This window comes from Caenimonas sedimenti, assembly GCF_007833165.1.
Classification (GTDB): domain Bacteria; phylum Pseudomonadota; class Gammaproteobacteria; order Burkholderiales; family Burkholderiaceae_C; genus Ramlibacter; species Ramlibacter sedimenti.
Map to the genome: position 1 here is coordinate 1 of NZ_VOBQ01000020.1, position 17,502 is coordinate 17,502.

12 protein-coding genes and 1 riboswitch are annotated in these 17,502 nt (G+C 68.2%); of the genes, 3 read left to right on the forward strand and 9 right to left on the reverse strand.

All coding sequences use genetic code 11. The features are described 5' to 3' along the window. The 3 genes from FN976_RS23160 to FN976_RS23170 all read right to left on the reverse strand — a co-directional run. On the reverse strand, window positions 1–5,023 hold a 5,023-nt coding region (locus FN976_RS23160), incomplete at its 3' end, for a tandem-95 repeat protein (protein ID WP_145895454.1). A gap of 196 nt (window positions 5,024–5,219) precedes the next feature. Further along, window positions 5,220–6,563 (reverse strand): HlyD family type I secretion periplasmic adaptor subunit, encoded by a 1,344-nt coding sequence (locus tag FN976_RS23165; protein WP_145895455.1) that lies wholly within the window; start codon window positions 6,561–6,563, stop codon window positions 5,220–5,222. Next, window positions 6,560–8,758, reverse strand: a complete 2,199-nt coding sequence (locus FN976_RS23170; RefSeq protein WP_145895456.1) for a type I secretion system permease/ATPase — start codon at window positions 8,756–8,758, stop codon at window positions 6,560–6,562. Before FN976_RS23170 ends, FN976_RS23165 begins: the two co-directional genes overlap by 4 nt. A 372-nt stretch (window positions 8,759–9,130) precedes the next feature. Here FN976_RS23170 and gspF point away from each other — a divergent pair, with 372 nt between their 5' ends. Together gspF and FN976_RS23180 are read left to right on the forward strand one after the other, a co-directional pair. Next, window positions 9,131–10,351, forward strand: a complete 1,221-nt coding sequence (gspF, locus tag FN976_RS23175; RefSeq protein ID WP_145895457.1) for a type II secretion system inner membrane protein GspF — start codon at window positions 9,131–9,133, stop codon at window positions 10,349–10,351. 1 nt (window position 10,352) lies between these two features. Further along, complete coding sequence (locus tag FN976_RS23180; RefSeq protein WP_145895458.1) at window positions 10,353–11,249, forward strand: 5'-nucleotidase; 897 nt, start codon at window positions 10,353–10,355, stop codon at window positions 11,247–11,249. A gap of 6 nt (window positions 11,250–11,255) precedes the next feature. On the opposite strand, the gene FN976_RS23185 is transcribed toward FN976_RS23180, so the two are convergent. Further along, complete coding sequence (locus FN976_RS23185) at window positions 11,256–12,194, reverse strand: DMT family transporter (protein ID WP_145895459.1); 939 nt, start codon at window positions 12,192–12,194, stop codon at window positions 11,256–11,258. A 45-nt stretch (window positions 12,195–12,239) separates the two neighbouring features. Further along, window positions 12,240–12,417: riboswitch (FMN riboswitch) on the forward strand. 110 nt (window positions 12,418–12,527) lie between these two features. On the opposite strand from FN976_RS23185, the gene ribB reads away from it, so the two are divergent. Continuing rightward, window positions 12,528–13,190 (forward strand): 3,4-dihydroxy-2-butanone-4-phosphate synthase, encoded by a 663-nt coding sequence (gene ribB, locus FN976_RS23190; protein ID WP_145895460.1) that lies wholly within the window; start codon window positions 12,528–12,530, stop codon window positions 13,188–13,190. A gap of 4 nt (window positions 13,191–13,194) precedes the next feature. Here ribB and FN976_RS23195 read toward each other — a convergent pair whose 3' ends face one another. From FN976_RS23195 to FN976_RS23215, 5 genes are all read right to left on the reverse strand, one after another. After that, window positions 13,195–13,752 carry a Crp/Fnr family transcriptional regulator gene (locus tag FN976_RS23195; RefSeq protein WP_145895461.1) on the reverse strand — a complete coding sequence of 186 codons (558 nt, stop codon included), beginning with the start codon at window positions 13,750–13,752 and terminating at the stop codon, window positions 13,195–13,197. Between the two features lie 107 nt (window positions 13,753–13,859). Then, window positions 13,860–14,480, reverse strand: a complete 621-nt coding sequence (locus FN976_RS23200) for an ABC-type transport auxiliary lipoprotein family protein (RefSeq protein WP_145895462.1) — start codon at window positions 14,478–14,480, stop codon at window positions 13,860–13,862. Beyond that, on the reverse strand, window positions 14,477–15,433 hold the full coding sequence (locus FN976_RS23205; RefSeq protein WP_145895463.1) for an MlaD family protein: 957 nt from the start codon (window positions 15,431–15,433) through the stop codon (window positions 14,477–14,479). The genes FN976_RS23200 and FN976_RS23205 overlap by 4 nt, the downstream gene beginning before the upstream one ends. Window positions 15,434–15,451: 18 nt before the next feature. Beyond that, entirely contained in the window at window positions 15,452–16,192 is a 741-nt protein-coding gene (locus FN976_RS23210; protein ID WP_145895627.1) for an ABC transporter ATP-binding protein, read from the reverse strand. Between the two features lie 80 nt (window positions 16,193–16,272). Beyond that, window positions 16,273–17,397, reverse strand: a complete 1,125-nt coding sequence (locus FN976_RS23215; protein WP_145895464.1) for an MlaE family ABC transporter permease — start codon at window positions 17,395–17,397, stop codon at window positions 16,273–16,275. Between the last annotated feature and the right edge of the window lie 105 nt (window positions 17,398–17,502).

Below are 17,502 nucleotides of genomic sequence, written 5' to 3' on the forward strand. Positions count from 1 at the left end.
AGAGGGTCACCACGTTGCCGGCCACCACCGCCGTGATGCCCGCGGGCAAGGCGCCCGCGGCCAGCACGTCGCCCGCCTGCGCATTGGTCAGGGTCAGGGTCGCACTCACCAGGTTGGCGCTATCGGGATCCGTGATGACCGGATCGACATCCGCCAAGGCAACGGCCGCACCGTTCTCCGTGAAGGTGGTCGCGTAATCGTTGGTCCCGCCGGGACCGTCCAGGTCCAGCGTCGGTACCGACGCCGCCGTCACCGTCACATTGACGTTGGCCGTCTCGATGACCCCACCCGAAGTCACGGTGTAGAGGAAATTGGTCGATCCGCTGAAACCGGTCGTCGGCGTAAAGATCAGTTGCCCACCCAGCAGCCTCACCGTACCGTCGGTCACGGCAACGGCTGCGCCCCCGTCGGTCACCGCCGACCCGCCGACCGCCGTGATCACGGGCGTGCCCTCGAACCCGTCATTCGCAGCCACGTTGATCGTGACGGGCGTGTTCTGGGGTGTGGTGGCCGTGTCGGCCACGATGTCCACCACCGCCGTCACGGCGATATTCACGGTGTCCACATCCGTCAGCGCGCCATCCGTGGTGGAAACCGTCAGCACGGCCGAGCCGTTGTAGTCGGCCGTGGGCGCGAAACTCAACCCGTTCAAGGCCCCATTGATCGCAGCGGCCGTCCCCTGGATCGTGACGCTGGCGGTGCTGTTGTTCGTGATCGCGGCTCCCGCGAAGCCGATTGCCGTCAAGAGGCCATTGGTCACGCTCACCGTCGTGGTCAGGCTCGCGCTGTCCGGATCCGCGACAGTGATGGCATTGCCGTTCGCGGTACTGAACACCAGCGCCACGTCCTCCGCCGTGCCCTGCGCGATCGGCACCGCATTCACCGGGGCATCAGGCGGCGGCGCGGCCGTCACCGTGACGTTCACCGACGCCGTCTCGGTGACGCCGCCGGACGTCACGGTGTAGGTGAACGCCGGAACCGCACCCGAGAACCCGGTGGCGGGCGTGAAGACCAGTTCCCCCGCGAGCGTCAGGCTGACCGCGCCATTCGTGACGGGGACCGCGGCACCACCCGCCGTGATGGCGGTCGCATTCACCGCCGTGATCAGCGGCGTGCCTTCGAAGGTGTCGTTGCCGATGACGTTGATGCTGACAGCCGTGTCCTGCGCCGTCGTTGCCGTATCGTTGACGATGTCCGGGACAGCGGTCACGCTGATGGCCACGGTGTCCGTATCGACGAGCGTGCCGTCCGTGGCGACGACCGTGAGAGTATCGGCACCGTTGTAATCGGCCGCTGGCGAATAGCTGAGCGTCGCCAGTGCTGCATTGATCTGCGCCTGGGTGCCGCCCAGCGTCAACGCGGCGCTGCTGTTGGCGCCCGCCGTGACGGTCGCGCCGCCGGCCAGGCTGACCGTCAAGGCCCCCTGGAGGACCGACAACTGCACGCTGTTCACGTTGCCATCGACATCGGCCACGCTGATCTGGCGCGCGCCGGTGAACGCGAGGGCGACACCATCTTCCACCGTGCTCTGCGCACCCGGGACCGTGTTCACAGGCGGATCTTCGACCGCGGTGATCGCGACGAAGACGTTGGCCGTTTCGGTCACGCCGCCCGAGGTCACGGTGTAGGTGAAGCTGTCGCCGCCGACCGCATTCGCGTTCGGCGTGTAGGTGATGCTCCCGCCCGCGGCGAACGTGACGGTGCCCTTCGCGCCTTGCGTCACGCCAGTGACCACCGGCGCCAGCGCTTCAAACGTGTCCGGCGTCGCCCCGTTCGTGCCGGCAATGACGTCGGCCGTGATGGCCGTGTCTTCGTCGGTCGTGATCGAGTCGCTGGTGATGTCGATCACCGGCGTCACCGTGATCGCCACGGTGTCGATGTCGGTCAGCGTGCCGTCCGTGCTGGTGACCGTCAGCGTGTCCGGGCCGTTGTAGTCCGCGTTCGGCCTGTAGACCAGGCTGGCGAGCGACGCGTTGATGTCGGCCTCGGTGCCCGTGATGGTGATGGTGGAGCTGGTGGCGCTGACCGTGGCCGCGCCGGACGCGGTGGCGCTCAACAGGCCGCGGGTGACGCTCAGCGTCACCCCGGTGAGGTTGCCATCCGGATCCGTGACGGTGATGGCGTTTGCGCCCGTGAAGGCCAGGTCCGTGTCTTCGCTGGTACTTTGTGCAGGCGGAACCGTATTGACAGGCGAGTTCGGCGTGGGCGCGGGGGTGACGGTGATCGTGATGGCGGCCGATTCGGTCACGCCGCCCGATGTGACGGTGTAGTTGAAGTCCGGGACGGTGCCGGAGAAGCCCGTGGCCGGCGTGAACGTCAGAACGCCGGCGGACAGTGTCATCGCGCCGTAAGTGACGGCCGCGATCGTGATGGGGACCGCCGCGCCGCCATCGGTGATGGCCACTCCATTGACTTGCGTGATCAGCGGGGTCGTGCCCTCGAACGTGTCGTTCACCAGGACGCTCAACGGGATCGCCGTGTCCTGTGCGGTGGTGGCACTGTCGGGGGCGATGTCCACCACGGGCGTGACCGTGATGTTCACGCCGCTCGTCGTGGTGCCGACGCTGTCGGTCGCCACGATCACGAGCGCGTCCGCGCCGTTGTAGTCGCCGATGGGCGTGTAGGTGAGGCTGGCCAGCGTGGAATTGATGTCCGCCTGCGTGCCGCTGATGGTGAGCGTGGCGGTGCCGACGGCGCCGGCGCTGACGGTCGCGCCGCCCGCCAAGGCGACATTGAGGGTTCCGCTCGTCACCGTGAGCTGCGCACTGGTGACGTCGCCATCGACGTCGGCCAGGCTGATCTGGCGCGCGCCGGTGAAGGCGATGCCGCCGTCCTCGGCGATGGTCTGGCCGCCCGGCACGGTGAACGTCGTCGGATCGTTCACCGGTGTGACGGTCACCGTGACCGTCTCCGTTTCGGTCACGCCCGCGGGGGAAGTGACCGTGTACGTGAAGGTGTTGGTGCCGTTGAAGTTCGCGTTGGGTGTGTAGGTGATGGAGCCGGGGCCGGTGAAGACCACGCTGCCGTTCGCAGGTTGGGTCACCCCGGTGATCTGAGGGGCGCCTTCGAAGCTGTCCGCGCTCGCGCCGTTCGTGCCGGTCAGCACGTTTGCCGTGATGGGCGTGTCCTCGTTGGTCGTCAGGGTGTCCGTGACCACGTCGGCCACCGGCGTGACCGTGATCGAAATCGTGTCGGTGTCCGTGAGGACGCCGTCGGTGCTCACCACCGTCAGGAGGGCCGGGCCGTTGTAGTCGGCGGTTGGGCTGAAGGTCAGCGTGCCGAGGGCGGCATTGATCTGCGATTCCGAACCCGCAAGCGTCAGCGTGGAGGTCCCGTCCGCTCCGGAGCTGATGGTGGCCCCGCCGGCGAGACTCACGTTGAGCACGCCGTTGGTGACGGTCAGCCGCACGCCCACGAGGTTGCCGTCGGGGTCGGTGACGCTGATGCGGCTGGCACCGGCGAAGGCCAGGACGCCGTCTTCCGCGGTGTTCTGCGCGCCGGGCACCGTGTTCACGGGCGGCATGGCGCCAGCGGCGACGGTCACGTTGACCGTGGTCGTCTCGGTCGTGCCCGCGGACGTCACCGTGTAGGTGAACGACGGCGTCCCGGTGAAGCCGGTCGTCGGGGTGTAGACGAGCCGGCCGCCCGTGAGATTGACCGTGCCGCCGGAGACAGCCACGGCCGGCCCGCCCTCGGTGATTGCACTGCCATTCACCGCGCTGATGACCGGCGTGCCTTCAAAGCTGTCGTTCGCGAGGACGTTGATCGTCACCGGCGTGTTCAGCGCCGTCGTGACCGCATCGGAAACGATGTCGACAACGGGGGTGACGGTGATGGCAATGGTGTCCGAGTCACCCAGGCCGTTGGTGTCGATCGAGCTCAGCGTGAGCGTCGCCGCACCGTTGTAATCTGCCGTCGGGTTGAAGCGCAGCCCATTGAGCGCCGCGTTCACCTGGGCGGACGTGCCCTGGATGGTGACCGTGGCCGTTCCGTTGTTGGTGATGACGGCGCCCGGAGCCGCGACCGCGGTCAGCACGCCATTGGTGACGGTCAGCGTGGTCGTGACCACAGTCCCGGCGTCTGAAATCGTGATGGCGTTGCCATTGCCGCTGCTGAACGTCAGCGCGAGGTCCTCGTCGCGCGTCTGCGGCGGAGGCACCGTGTGTTCCGGCGTGAGGGGAGGGCCCGGAGGCGGGACGGGCCCGGGTGCCGGCGTCGGCGCTGGCGTCGGCCCGGGCGTGGGCTCAGGTGTCGGAGCCGGCGTCGGTCCTGGCGAGGGAGCCGGCGTGGGCGCGGGCGTGGGCTGCGGGCTGGGCGCGGGACTTGGGCCCGGCGTGGGCGCGGGAGTCGGCGCAGGGGTCGGCGCCGGGGTGGGGGCCTGCGTTGGTGCAGGCGTGGGCGCCGCCGAGGGTGCCGGCGTCGGCACGCCCGGCAACGGGTCGATCAGGCCCGGAGAGAGCCCCGGGCTGTCAGGCACGTCCTCGAACTCGACGCCGACGATGGGACGCAGGCCGGGCAGGCCGCCACCGAACCCGTAGTTGTAGTCGGGCGGCGGGAGGTTCTCGTTGATGCGCAGGAGCTGGACGAAACTGTTGCCGTCATCGAAACGGATCCGGTCCAACAGGCTGCCGCCCGTGCTCGACTCGTTCCGCGGGTCCCCGGATGCACGCCCGTTGGCGCCATCGGAATTGTTGGCGAATCGATTGAGGCCCCCGAGCGAATCCAGGCTCGCCGCCGTGGTCTGCTCGCCCACGCGGGACAGCAGGCCGCTCGCGTCCCCCTCGGACTGGCCGAACACGTTGTCGAACACCGTCGAATCGAGCGTGACGGTTTCCTTGGCGCGCAGCAGGAAGCGCGCGCCCTGCTCGAACGCCAACTCGACATGCGATTCCGCCATCGTGGTGATGACGTCGCCTTCGAAAACACTGTCGCCGAACTTGAGCTGACGCTGCGCCCCGCTGAGCGAGCGCGCGAACACAACGCCTTCGATCAGGACGACTTTACCGATGACCCGCGGATCCATGACTATCCCAACGCAGAGTTAGACCGTCTTCCTCATTGTATCTTTGTGTAACTCAATGAAAAAGCACTGTTACGCCTCAGCAATCGTCCAGCCGTGACATAGGAGACGATTGCATCGGATTTCGGACCTGCGGCCATCAAGGGTACGCAGCAATCCCGCATTCGGATGACCTGCGGAGCAGACTTGGCGACCCGCCTCATCGCTCGGTCAGTGCCAGGCTGCGCGCGCGCAGCACGGGCTTGAGCAAATACGAAAGTATGCTCTTTTGGCCCGTCAAGATGTTCACCTCGGCGACCATGCCGGGGATGATCGGCATGTTCCGGCCGAGTTGTGACTTGTCCGTGCGGACACGGACCATGTAATACGTATTACCGCGCTCGTCGGTGACCGAATCGGCGCCGATCAGTTCGACCTTGCCCTCGAGTCCGCCATAAATGGTGAAGTCGTAGGCGGTGAACTTGGCCACGGCACGGTCGCCGGGCCGCAGGAATGCGATGTCCTTGGCCAGCACCTTCGCGTCCAGCAGGAGCGATTCCTCGAGCGGCACCACCTCCACGACATCCTTGCCAGGCTGCACGACACCACCGACCGTGTTGACGAAGAGCCGTTTCACGGTCCCCTTCACGGGAGACTTGAGGGTGGACTTGTCGACCTTGTCAGCCAGGCCGACGCCACCCGCCGAACTCATGTTGAGGCGGCCGATGGTCTCGGAGAGCTCCTTGCGGGCTTCGCTCCGATGGTTCAGCGTGATCTCCTGGACCTTGCGGCCGGCCTCCGCGATCGCGGACTGGGCTTTGGCGATCTGGGCGGTCGCGACGTCGCGCTCACCGAGATAGCGGCTGGCGTCCCGCTCCAGCCGCAAGACGTCGACTTCCGACACCGCCCCGCTGGCGACCAGCGGCTTGGTGTAACCGAGCTCCTGCGACGTCAGTTGATAGCCTTTGGCGGCCTGGTCGCGCCGCGCCTGGGCTTCGGTCAGTTCCTGGCGGCGCTGCGCCATCTGCTGCTCTGCCACCGAGACCTGTGCAGAGAGTGTGGAACGAGCCGCCTGGTAGGCGAGCAATTCCGCCTCCACGGTCTTGGGCGTTTCCCGCGCGGCCTCGGGCGGCGGGACGAACGCAGAATCTTCAGCCAGGGCGCGCAGCCGGGCACCCCGTGTGAGCAGCGCCAGGTACTGTGCGCGGTTTTCAGCGAGCGAAGAGTCGAAGCGCGTCGGGTCGATGTTCACCAGCACCTGCCCGGCCTCGACCACCTGACCTTCTTTCACCAGGATTTCCGAAACGACACCGCCATCGAGGCTCTGCAACACCTGCAGTTGCCGCGACGGGATGACGCGGCCTTCCCCTTTGGTGATCTCGTCGACCTGGGTGACGGCTGCCCACACCACGGCCAGGATGAGCGTCCCCCAGAAAACAGCGAGCAGCACGCGCGCCCGCGTCGGCTCCTGCTCGAGCAGGACGCGGTCGGCGTCGGTCGCGAAGCTTGCGTCCGCGGACTGTGCGGCGGACTGCCCGCCAAATGCGTCACGCCAGAACTTCATGCCGAAGCCTTCCCGACCTTGCCGGCCTTCAAGTCGGCCAGCACCTGGTCGCGGGGCCCGTCGGCCACGATGCGCCCATCGTCCATCACGACCAGGCGATCGGCGAGGTCGAGCAAGGAGCCCCGATGCGTCACCACCAGGAGCGTTCGGTCGCGCGCGTATTCACGCAGCCGGTCCTTCAGCTGGGCTTCCGAGCTGTAATCCATCGCGCCCGACGGCTCGTCCATGACCAGGATCGGCGGGTCGAGCAAAGCGGCGCGCGCGATCGCGACGCCCTGGCGCTGACCGCCCGACAGCGATTCGCCGCGCTCCCCGATGAGCATTTCGAACCCCTGCGGATGGGCATCGACGAACTGCAAACCGCCCACGTGGGCCGCCGCCAGGATCGCGCTTCCGTCGGCATACGGCGCGGCAATGGCGATGTTGTCGCGCAACGTGCCGTAGAACAGCATCGGGTCCTGGGCCACGTAGCCGATGTTGCGGCGCACGTCCGCCGGGTCGAGTTGCCGCAAGTCGATCCCGTCGATCCGCACGCTGCCCTGCGTGGGCGCATAAAGGCCGAGCAACAGACGCTGCAGCGTGGTCTTGCCCGAGCCGACGCGGCCGATCACCACCACTTTCTCGCCGGCCTTGATGCGCAGCGAAATGCCGCGGAGGGACTCGACTTCCCGGCCAGGATAAGTGAAATGCACGTTCTCGAATGTGATGTCGCCGCGCAGCTCCGGCCGATGCAGGAAGGTGGTGTCGGCCGGGCGCTCACTGCGGGCAGCCATGGTCTTGTCCAGCGACTCCAGCGCGGTGCGCGTGTTCTGGTACTGCATCAGCAGCCCGACCATCTGCCCCAGCGGTTGCAAGGCCCGTCCGGCCAGCATGCTGGTGGCGATCAGGCCGCCCATGGTCAGTTCGCCGGCATGGATGAGATAGACACCGATGATCACGGTCGCCAGGCTCACCAGCTGCTGCAGGCTGGCCACGCCGTTCACCACGGACGACGACAGCAGGCGCAGCTGCGCGCTGACCCGGGCGAGGAACACCGAAGTCTCCTCGAGCCGGGTCTGCATCACGCGCTCGGCACCGTGGGCCTTGATGGTTTCCATCGCCGTCAGCGACTCCACCAGGGTCGCGTTGCGCATGGCCGAGGCCCGGAACGTGGTTTCGGAAAGCTGGTGCATCCGGCCTTGCACGACGTAGCTGTAGAGCAGGATGAGGAGCAGCCCGGCGATCGGGGCGAACGCCAGCGGCCAGCAGATCCACGCGATCACGCCCAGGAAAAGCAGGGCAAACGGCACATCCACCACCGCCGTGACGGTCGCCGAGGCGATGAAATCGCGCACCTGTTCGAACGAGCGCAGCGTCGCCGCGTAGCTGCCCACGGAAACCGGCCTGTCCTCCAGGCGCATGCCCAGCACCCGCTCCATGATGACGGCGGACAGCTTGACGTCGACACGGCTGCCGGCAAGGTCGACGAAATAGCCACGCAGCATGCGCAGCAGGTAGTCGACGCCGATGACCAGCGCCAGACCGACCGACAGCATCCACAGGGTCTCGACCGCGAAGTTCGGCACCACCCGGTCGTACACGTTCATCGTGAACAAGGGCAACGCCAGGGCGAACACGTTGATCAGCAGCGCGGCCGCCAGGATGTCGCGGTACAGCGGCATCTGCTCCAACATGGCCCCCCAGAACCAGTGCTGGCTGCGGAAATTGCTGGCCGCCGGAGCCCGCTGGTCGAAGCGGAACTTCGGACGGGCGCTGATCAGGACGCCGGAGTAGCGCTCGGCCAGCTCCGTACGGGCCATCTGGACGGTGCCTTGGCCGGCTTCGGGCAGCAGCACCTGCGCGGTCTCACCGTCTTCGGACCAGCCGAGCAGCACGCAGGCGCTGTCGCCGCGAAGCAGCAGCACCAGAGGCATCAGCACGCGGTCGATCCGCTCGAGCGGCCGCCGCAGCACCCGCGTGGCGAGCCCGGCGCGTGCCGCCGCCCGCCCGTAGAGGCTGGGGGTCATGCCCGCCTTCGTCAGGGGAAGGCCGGCCGACAGGGCGGCTCGGCTCGTCGGCCGGCCCAGCAAGCGCGTGATCTCGACGAGGCAGTCCAGCAGCGGGTCCACCTGAAGCGTGTCTTCGCGCAGTTCCTTTCGGAAATGGTCCCGGCCGGGAGCCGTGCCAACACGGGCCGGCGCGTCGATGTCACTCATGCGGCTCCAAGCAAAGATGGGACGGATCTGTCACAGCTCAGCCGTGCCAGCAGGAACAAAGTGTAACCAAGCTGTACATCCATCCTGCACAGCGGAGATACCTCGGATTGTTGATGCCGCCCCCGGGCAAATCAAGGCCGAACGTAAACAAGAGCTTCAAATGTTGCCGGCATTGTGTTGTTTTTGCTCAAGAATCACCACAGGCCGTTCGCACGCACCGCCTTGCCCACGTGTAGGAACGTTCCGACGTCCCGTTGTTCCGGGTTGTTACAAAGCTGTGGGATTCGAACCGCCGCGACCATGAACGGAGGGCACCCCAACGAGGCGTGTTAAAACCGGGCGCCATCCGCCAGCCCTCACCCTCCACGCCCCATGCCCGCGTACGCATTTGAAGCCCTCGACGGCGAGGGGAAGACCACGCGCGGCGTCGTCGAGGCGGACTCGGCGAAGGCGGCACGTGGTGTGCTGCGTGCCCGCGAACTCGTCCCCCTCCAGGTCCGCAGCGTGGCCGAGGGCGGACCGGCCGAGCAGGCGGCCACCGCCTTCTGGACGCGCCCCGTCCTCGGCGGCACGGCGCTGGCGATCTGGACACGGCAGCTGGCCGGGCTGGTCGGTTCAGGCCTGACCCTCGAGCGCGCGTTGACCGCTCTCGCCGACGAGGCGGACAACGAGCGGCAGCGCGACCTGGTTGCCGCATTGCGCGCCGAGGTCAATGCCGGCTCTTCCTTTGGCAAGGCCTTGAGCCGGTTCCCGCGCGAGTTCACCGACATCTACGTCGCCGTGGTGGGCGCGGGCGAACAGGGCGGCCACCTGGGGCGGGTTCTCGAGCGCCTGGCGGACGATCTCGAGGAACGGCAGGCCCTCAACGCCAAGCTCCTGGCCGCAACGCTGTACCCGGCCATCGTCACGGTCGCAGCCATCGCGATCGTCCTGCTGCTGATGACCTACGTGGTGCCGCAAGTGGCCAACGTGTTCACCGGCAGCAAGCGGGCGCTGCCGTTCCTGACGGTGGCGATGCTGGCCCTGAGCGACCTGGTCCGCTCGTGGGGTCTCGCGGGGCTGGTGGTCCTCGGCGCAGGATTTGCCGCCTTCCGTGTGGCGCTGCGCGGCGAGGCATTTCGCGAGAGTTTCGACGCCGCCTGGCTCACGTTGCCGCTGCTGGGCCGGCTGTCGCGTGGGTACAACGCAGCACGGTTCGCCGGCACGCTGGCGATGCTCTCCGGCGCCGGCGTTCCGATCCTGAAAGCCTTGCAGGCGGCCGCCGAAACCTTGGGCAACCGGGCCATGCGCGCCGACGCGCTCGACGCATTGGTGCTGGTCCGCGAAGGTGCCCCGCTCGCCTCCGCGCTGGCGCAGAAGAAGCGCTTCCCCAGCCTGCTGAGCATGTTCGCCCGGCTCGGCGAACAGACGGGCCAGTTGCCTCACATGCTCCAGCGGGCGGCGGCGCAGCTCTCTGCCGAGGTGCAGCGCCGCTCGCTGCAGCTCGCGACGCTGCTCGAACCGCTGCTCATCGTCGGCATGGGCATGGTCGTGATGCTGATCGTGCTGGCGGTTTTGCTGCCGATCATCCAGCTCAACCAGTGGGTCCGGTGACGTGATTCCCACCCTCGACGACAAGCTGGTCGTGGCGATCTCGTCGCGGGCCCTGTTCAACTTCGAGGAAGAGAACCGCATCTTCGAAAGCGGCGACGCCGCCGGCTACATGCAGCTGCAGCTCGAGCGGCTCGACCATCCCGCCGCCCACGGCATCGCGTTTTCGCTCATCCGCAAGCTGCTGGCGTTCAATGACGCGGCACAGCGGGTCGAGGTGGTCATCCTGTCGCGCAACGACCCGGTGTCCGGCATGCGCGTGTTCCGCTCCGCCAAGGCCGCCGGGATCCGCCTGGAGCGTGGCGTGTTCACCCAGGGGCGCCCGCCGTTCGGCTACCTGCGCCCGTTGCGTGCCCACCTGTTCCTGTCGGCCAACGCCGAGGACGTGCGTGAAGCGCTGGCCGCCGGCTTCCCCGCGGCCCGGGTCCTGACTGAATCGGTGCTGGCGGGCAGCAACCATCCGCATGAAGTGCGCATCGCTTTCGACGGCGATGCGGTGCTGTTCTCGGACGAGGCCGAGCAAGTGTTCCAGGCGCAGGGCCTGCAGGCTTTCCAGGACCACGAGCGCAGCAAGGCGGCGCAGCCACTGCCTGGCGGCCCCTTCAAGCCGCTGCTGCTGGCCTTGCACCGGCTGCAGCAGGCGGGCGATGCCCGCATGCGCATCCGCACGGCGCTGGTGACAGCCCGCAGCGCGCCTGCGCACGAACGTGCCATCCGGACCTTGATGGACTGGAAGATCCAGGTCGACGAAGCCATGTTCCTGGGTGGACTCGCCAAGGGCGAATTCCTGCGCGAGTTCGAGCCCGATTTCTTTTTCGACGACCAGACCCGGCACGTCGACCACGCGGCGCTGCACGTGCCGGCTGGCCACGTGGCTGCGGGCATCACGAACCGCGCCTGAAGCAGATCAGCCGGGCCGGCGCGCCTCGCGCCGCGCAATCCACACCGTGGACGCGGCAATGATCACCCCACCGACCAAGGTGTAGCGGTTCGGCTGGTCGCCGAACGCGAGCCACCCCAGCAGCGTGGCCCAGACCAGGTCCAGGAACTTCACCGACTGGCTGGCCGAGATGTCCGCCGTGGCATACGAACGCGTCAGGCAGTAGTGCGCGACGCTTCCGAGCAGGCCGCAGACGAGCGCGATCCCCCATTCGCCCAGCGTCGGCATGCGCCAGTTCAGCAAGGCGAGCGGCAGGCTGAAGAGGGTGACCGTGATGGACTGCCAGACGACGATGACCTCGGCCCTTTCGTAGCGCGTGAGCGCCTTGGTGATGAGGAAGGACGCCGCGAACACGGGCGCCGATGCGAGCATCACCAGCGTGTACACGCCGCCTTGGCCCGTGAGCTGCGGCGCGACCACGATCAGCACGCCGGCGAAACCGATGCCGGCCGCCGCCCAGCGCTCCCACCGCATCGGCTCCCGAAACAGCAGCACGGCGCCAAACATGATGAAGATGGGTGTGGTGAAGCCGATCGCCGTGGTGTCCGCCAGTGTGATGTGCGGGATCGCGATGAACCACAGACACAGGCCGAGCGTGTGCACCGCACCGCGCGTGAACTGCCCGCCGACGTTGCGCGGCCGGTACGCCGCCAGCCCGGCCGAGAACACCAGCGGCAGCATCACCAGCAGTCCCGTCAGGTAGCGCAGGAACTGCGTCTCGAACGGATCGAGCTGCAGGCTCAGCTTGCGCATCAGGGTATTGAGCACCACGAACAGCAGGCCAGCCGCGGCGGACCAGAGCAACGCACGCAACGTCGCGGGCCAGCGGCCCGCCCGCCAGCGCGCCACGTGGGCATGCCGGAGGAGGAGGTTGTTCTTGCTGCTGGAGGTTCGGCCTGACGCCACGGTGACTGCGCAGCCTGCAAGGCCATCGCGCTTTGTCTATTATCGAATGGTCTTCAGGGCGGGGTGCAATTCCCCACCGGCGGTAGGCGGCGATGTTCTCGCCGCAAGCCCGCGAGCGCCCGCGGCTTCTTTCGAGAGAGAACCTTTCGAAAGATCCACGGGGTCAGCAGACCCAGTCGAATTCTGGGGCCGACGGTCACAGTCCGGATGAAAGAAGATCTGGTGCGTGCGGATGCCTGCGCGCGCCGGTGTGCGCGTGCTTCACCCTTGCGGGCGAGGCGCGAGCGTTCTTGCCGCCTTGAAGCGTTTTTGTTCAACCAACAGGAGCGTTTCATGATCTCTGCCATTTCTCCCGTCCCTTCCGCGGCCACGGTGCCGCTCGCCCCCATGCCCGAGGTGCTGGCCGCCATCGCGGCCGGCCAACTCGTGCTCGTTCTCGACGACGCCGGCCGCGAAAACGAGGCCGACCTGATCGTCGCTGCCGACCGCATCACGCCGGCCACCATGGCCATGCTGATCCGCGAGGGGAGCGGCATCGTCTGCCTCTGCATCCGCCCCGAACAGGCCAGCGCCCTCCGCCTGCGGCCGATGGTGGAAGTGAACCGCTCGCGCTATGCGACGGCGTTCACGCAATCGATCGAAGCCGCGCACGGGGTCAGCACCGGCGTCTCGGCCGCCGACCGCGTGCAGACGATCCAGTGCGCATTGCGCTCGACCCTGGAGCGCAGCGAGATCGTGAGCCCCGGCCACGTGTTCCCGCTGATCGCGCGGCCCGGCGGCACGCTGGAACGTGACGGCCACACGGAGGCCGCGGTGGATCTGGCCGAGCTCGCCGGCTGTGCCCCGGCGGGTGTGCTGTGCGAACTGATGAACCCCGACGGCAGCATGGCGCGTGGCGCGCAGGTCGTGGCTTTCGCCGAGCGGCATGGCCTGCTTTGCACGACGGTGGAAGCCGTTCGCGAGCACCGCCTGGCACTCGCCGCTGCCGCGGCCTGAGTTTTCAGACCGCCTTGCTGCGCAGCACCCGCACCAGCTGGCTGCTGGTGTTGCGCAGCCGCTGCGCCAGCAACTGCGTGAGCTTCACCAGAAGCTTGGCGCCGACTTCCGGTTTGGCAACGATCAGCCGCGCGACGGCTGCGCGGTCCAGCACGGCGGCTTCCACTTCGCTCAGCGCCCAGCAGCTCGCGTAGCGCGGCTCGCCGTCGAACATCGACATCTCGCCCAGCACGGAGCCGGCCGGCAGCACGGCGAGCCGCGTGTTGCCACCCGGTCCGTCGGTGTCGGCTTCACCGTCCACCTTGCGCTTGCCGACGTCCACCGTGCCGCGCAACAGCAGCATCATCCAGTCGCTGGAAGCCCCTTCCTGGATCAGGAGCTGCCCCGGCGTGGCGCGCACGTGCAGCATGAGCGTGCCCAGGATGTCGGCTTCCGCCGCCGTGAAGTCCTGCAGGAGCTGGCTGCGGTGCAGCAGCTCCGGCATGGCGGAGAGGCGCTGGCAAGGCCCCAGGACTTCCAGCCCCGCGTCGCGCATGGCCTGTTCGAGCGCATGTCCGGGCATGTCAGCGGACCCCCGCGCGGGCCACCGCGGAACCGGCTTTGCCGGGCCGCTGGTGGCGCCCCCTTGAGGGGGAGGCGCCGAAGGCGCTTCGGGGGTGGGCTTCCACTTCAGCGTTGCTGCTTGAGCCAGGCGGCGATGTCCCGCGCCGCCGCGTCGGTCGCGGCAGCCAGTGCGCGCACGCCGCCCGGAGCGTCCGGTGTGGGCGCCGGCTGCTCCGATGCGAAGCTGCGCTGGGCGATCAGCCGCTCGCCGCCCGCGGTGTTCTCCAGCAGCGTGCAACGCAGGCGAACGACGCCCTTGCTCTGCGCCTGGCTGTCGAACTGGTGGCTGAACTCCTCCAGTTCCACGCGCAGCACGTGGGGCGATTGCCCCGACCGGCGCGCCAGCGCCGCCGCCGCCCCCGCGTCGATCACCGCGCGGTCGCGCCCGATCTGTTCACGCAGGCGCTGCCGGATGAGCTGCGCGGGCGGGGCGCTCCAGCGCGCCAACGCATAAGGCCGCAGCTGGTGCGGGTCGGCGTAGGCGAGCCGGTACAGCAGGGCTGACGTATCCAGCGAGCCGCTCGGGTCGATGTCGTCCAGCACCAGCGGGGCCCCCGCTGGCGCCGCGCCGGCGGCTGCCACGGGCTGCGGCCCGAAGTCGTACAGCGTCGGGCGGACCGGCTTGTCGGGCGTCAGGCCGCAGCCGGCCAGGAGGAGAGCGATGGCCAGGACGAGCGGCATCCTCATCGCGGGCCCCCGGGTGCCTGGAAGCCCGGCTCGCCGGGCCCGGGGCGGGCCGCGCCCGAACCGAAGATCAGCGCCTGCGGGTTGTCATTGATGTTGTTCACGGTGCGTCCCAGCCCGCGCACCGCGCGCGATGCATCCTCCGTCACGCGGTTGAGCCGCGGCAAGGTGGCGTTGTTGAAGCCGTCGGCCGCGTGCGACAGGGCCTGCGTACCTTCCGCCAACCGGTCGATCGGCCCGTCCGGCTCGTTCAGCCGCCGCGCCGTGCGGCCGAAATCGGCGGCCGTCTTGCCGACCTCGTCCACGTTCTTCTGGATGCTGCGCAGCGTGACCGTCGCCTCTGCCAGCGCCGGATCGAGCTTCTGCGATACCGTGGCGTCGAGCCGCTTCGCCAGTTGGCCGGCGCTGTCCGCGGCCACACCGAAGTTGTCGAGCGCGACCGTGAACTTCTTCTGGTTGTCGTCCCCGAGCATCCTGTTCACGCGCTGGGTCACTTGCTCCACCTGTTCCAGGATGATTTCGCCGCGCGCCTCCAGCCGTGCCAGCAGCCCGGGCTTGAGAGGGATGCGGGGCGGCTTCGCCGGGTCGGGCTGTAGTCGGACCGTGGTCTTCCCATCGTCGGCCAGCTGGACGAAGGCCAGGCCGGTGACGCCCTGGAAGCTGAGCATGGCGTAGGTTTCCTTGGTGATTGGCGCTTCCCGGTCGACCTCCAGGCGGATCAGCACGTTGCCGATGACGCCCGGGTCGAAGCCGATGGCCGACACCTTGCCGACGTCAACACCGCGAAAGCGCACCGGCGCCTGCTCCTGCAGGCCGGTGACGGTTTCCCGGGTGGAGATCTCGTAGCTGTCCCGGATGCCGGTGTCGCGCGTCAGCCAGGCCGCCAGGCCCAGCAGCAGGGCCGTGACCACCACGACGAACAGGCCGGCGGCCAGGGCATGGGCTTTGTTTTCCATGATCGGATTCTGGCCTTTCTAGATGGCGAACGGGTATTCGCGCAGCAGTTCCATGGCGCGCTGACCACGCTCGCCCAGGAAGTAGTCTTCCACGAAGGGGTGCTGGAAGCCGATCACGTCGCGCGGCTTGCCGGCGACGACGACGCGCTGGTCCGCGATGACGGCGATGCGGGTGGAGAGTTCGAACAGCGTGTCGAGGTCGTGCGTGACCATGATGACCGTGAGTGCCAGGTCCCGGTGCAGCGACCGCAGCAGGTTGACGAAACCATCCGAGCTGTCGGGGTCGAGGCCGGCCGTCGGTTCGTCCAGCAGCAGGAGCGGCGGGTCCATCACCAGGGCCCGGGCGAGCGCCGCCCGCTTGATCATGCCCCCGGAGAGTTCGGACGGCGCCTTGGTCGCGTCGGAGGGCTTCAGGCCGACCATCTGCAGCTTCACCATGGCCATTTCCTGGATCAGCGCCGGTGGCAAGGTCTTCAGTTCCCGCAACGGGAAGGCGATGTTCTCCAGCACGCTGAAGGCTGAAAACAACGCCCCGTGCTGGAACAGCATGCCGATGCGGCTGGATGCGCCGCGACGCGAGAGAGCCTGCACCGGCTGGCCCATGACGCGTACTTCGCCCGCGGCCGGGGTTTCGAGCCCGAGGATCTGGCGCAGCAGCACCGTCTTGCCCGAGCCCGAGCCGCCGACGATCGACAACACTTCGCCCCGCATGACCTGCAGGTCGAGATCCTTGTGGATGACGACGCGGCGCTCGGGCATGACGAACACCGACGACAGCTTGCGGATGTCGACGACGGGCCCTTCGGGGATGGGCTGGGGCAGGTCTTCGTCTTCCAAACTCAGATCCCCACGTTGCTGAACAGCACGGCGAACAGGGCGTCCACCAGGATCACGACCGTGATGGCGGTGACCACGGAAGCCGTCGTGCCCTGCCCCAGGCTCTGCGTGTTCGGCTGGACGCGCAGGCCGAAGTGGCTGCCGATCATCGCGATCAGGATCCCGAAGAACACCGACTTGACGCTGCCGAGGATGAGGTTGTGCACGTGCACGGCCTGCGGCAGCGCGTTCAGGAAGAAGATCGGGCTGATGCCCAGGGACAGGTCGGCCGCGATCATGCCGCCGATCAGCCCGCTGAGCGTGGTCCACGCGCTGATCAGCGGCATGGCGATCGCCAGGGCAATGGCGCGCGGCATCACCAGGCGGTAGCTGTGCGAGATGCCCATGACGCGCATGGCGTCGAGTTCATCGGTCACGCGCATGACGCCGATCTGCGCGGTGATCGCCGAGCCCGAGCGGCCCGCCACCAGGATGGCGGCCAGCATGGGGCCGAGCTCGCGCACCAGCGCGATGCCCAGGATGTTGACGATGTACGCGTCGGCGCCGAACTGCCGCAGCTGCTGCGAAGTGAGATAGGCCAGCACGATGCCGATCAGGAAGCCGACCAGCGCCGTGATGGGTAGCGCCGTGGCACCGATGCGGTACAGGTGACCCGACAGGTCGCGCCAGGGCCCTTCGTGCGGCCGGCGCGCCAGTTGCACCAGGTTGAGCGCGAGCTGGCCGAGCAGGCGCACGAAGCCGCGCACGTGGCCGAAAGCCCGCAGCAGGGACTCCCCGAACTCCAGGTACAGCCGCATCCAGCTCTTGCGCGGCGCGCGCGGCCCGGGCATGGTGAAGTCGGCCACGCGCTCCAGCACCGCGCGCTGGGCCGGCAGCAGTTCCAGCTGCTCCGGCCAGCGTCGGCCCCAGTGGTCCCACAGCAACTGGGCGCCGACGTGATCGAGTTGGGCCGTCATGCGCAAATCCCAGGCGCGCTGCGAACCGGCCGGCGGCAACGAGGCCTGCAACTGGCGGAACAGCCGGGGCCGCGCAAACTGCGCGGCCGTCCATTCGCCGAGCAGGCGCACGGCGGCGCCCTGCGTCGCGGGCGCCTGGTCGAAGCGGGGCGTGGCGTCTGTCGGTGGCATGGGAAGCGCCCAATCCTAACGGCAGAGTCGCCCGTGGTGCTGTGAGAAGTGACCGCAGTGCCGCTGCGGGGACAAGCACCCCCTGAAGCCGGGGGTATAACCGGG

Excerpts from the sequence above, each read along its gene's own strand:
- FN976_RS23165 (WP_145895455.1), bottom strand. The coding sequence starts at position 6,563 with ATGAAGTTCTGGCGTGACGCATTTGGCGGGCAGTCCGCCGCACAGTCC.
- FN976_RS23170 (WP_145895456.1), bottom strand. The coding sequence starts at position 8,758 with ATGAGTGACATCGACGCGCCGGCCCGTGTTGGCACGGCTCCCGGCCGG.
- gspF (WP_145895457.1), top strand. The coding sequence starts at position 9,131 with ATGCCCGCGTACGCATTTGAAGCCCTCGACGGCGAGGGGAAGACCACG.
- ribB (WP_145895460.1), top strand. The coding sequence starts at position 12,528 with ATGATCTCTGCCATTTCTCCCGTCCCTTCCGCGGCCACGGTGCCGCTC.
- FN976_RS23195 (WP_145895461.1), bottom strand. The coding sequence starts at position 13,752 with ATGCCCGGACATGCGCTCGAACAGGCCATGCGCGACGCGGGGCTGGAA.
- FN976_RS23200 (WP_145895462.1), bottom strand. The coding sequence starts at position 14,480 with ATGAGGATGCCGCTCGTCCTGGCCATCGCTCTCCTCCTGGCCGGCTGC.
- FN976_RS23205 (WP_145895463.1), bottom strand. The coding sequence starts at position 15,433 with ATGGAAAACAAAGCCCATGCCCTGGCCGCCGGCCTGTTCGTCGTGGTG.
- FN976_RS23210 (WP_145895627.1), bottom strand. The coding sequence starts at position 16,192 with ATGCCCGAGCGCCGCGTCGTCATCCACAAGGATCTCGACCTGCAGGTC.
- FN976_RS23215 (WP_145895464.1), bottom strand. The coding sequence starts at position 17,397 with ATGCCACCGACAGACGCCACGCCCCGCTTCGACCAGGCGCCCGCGACG.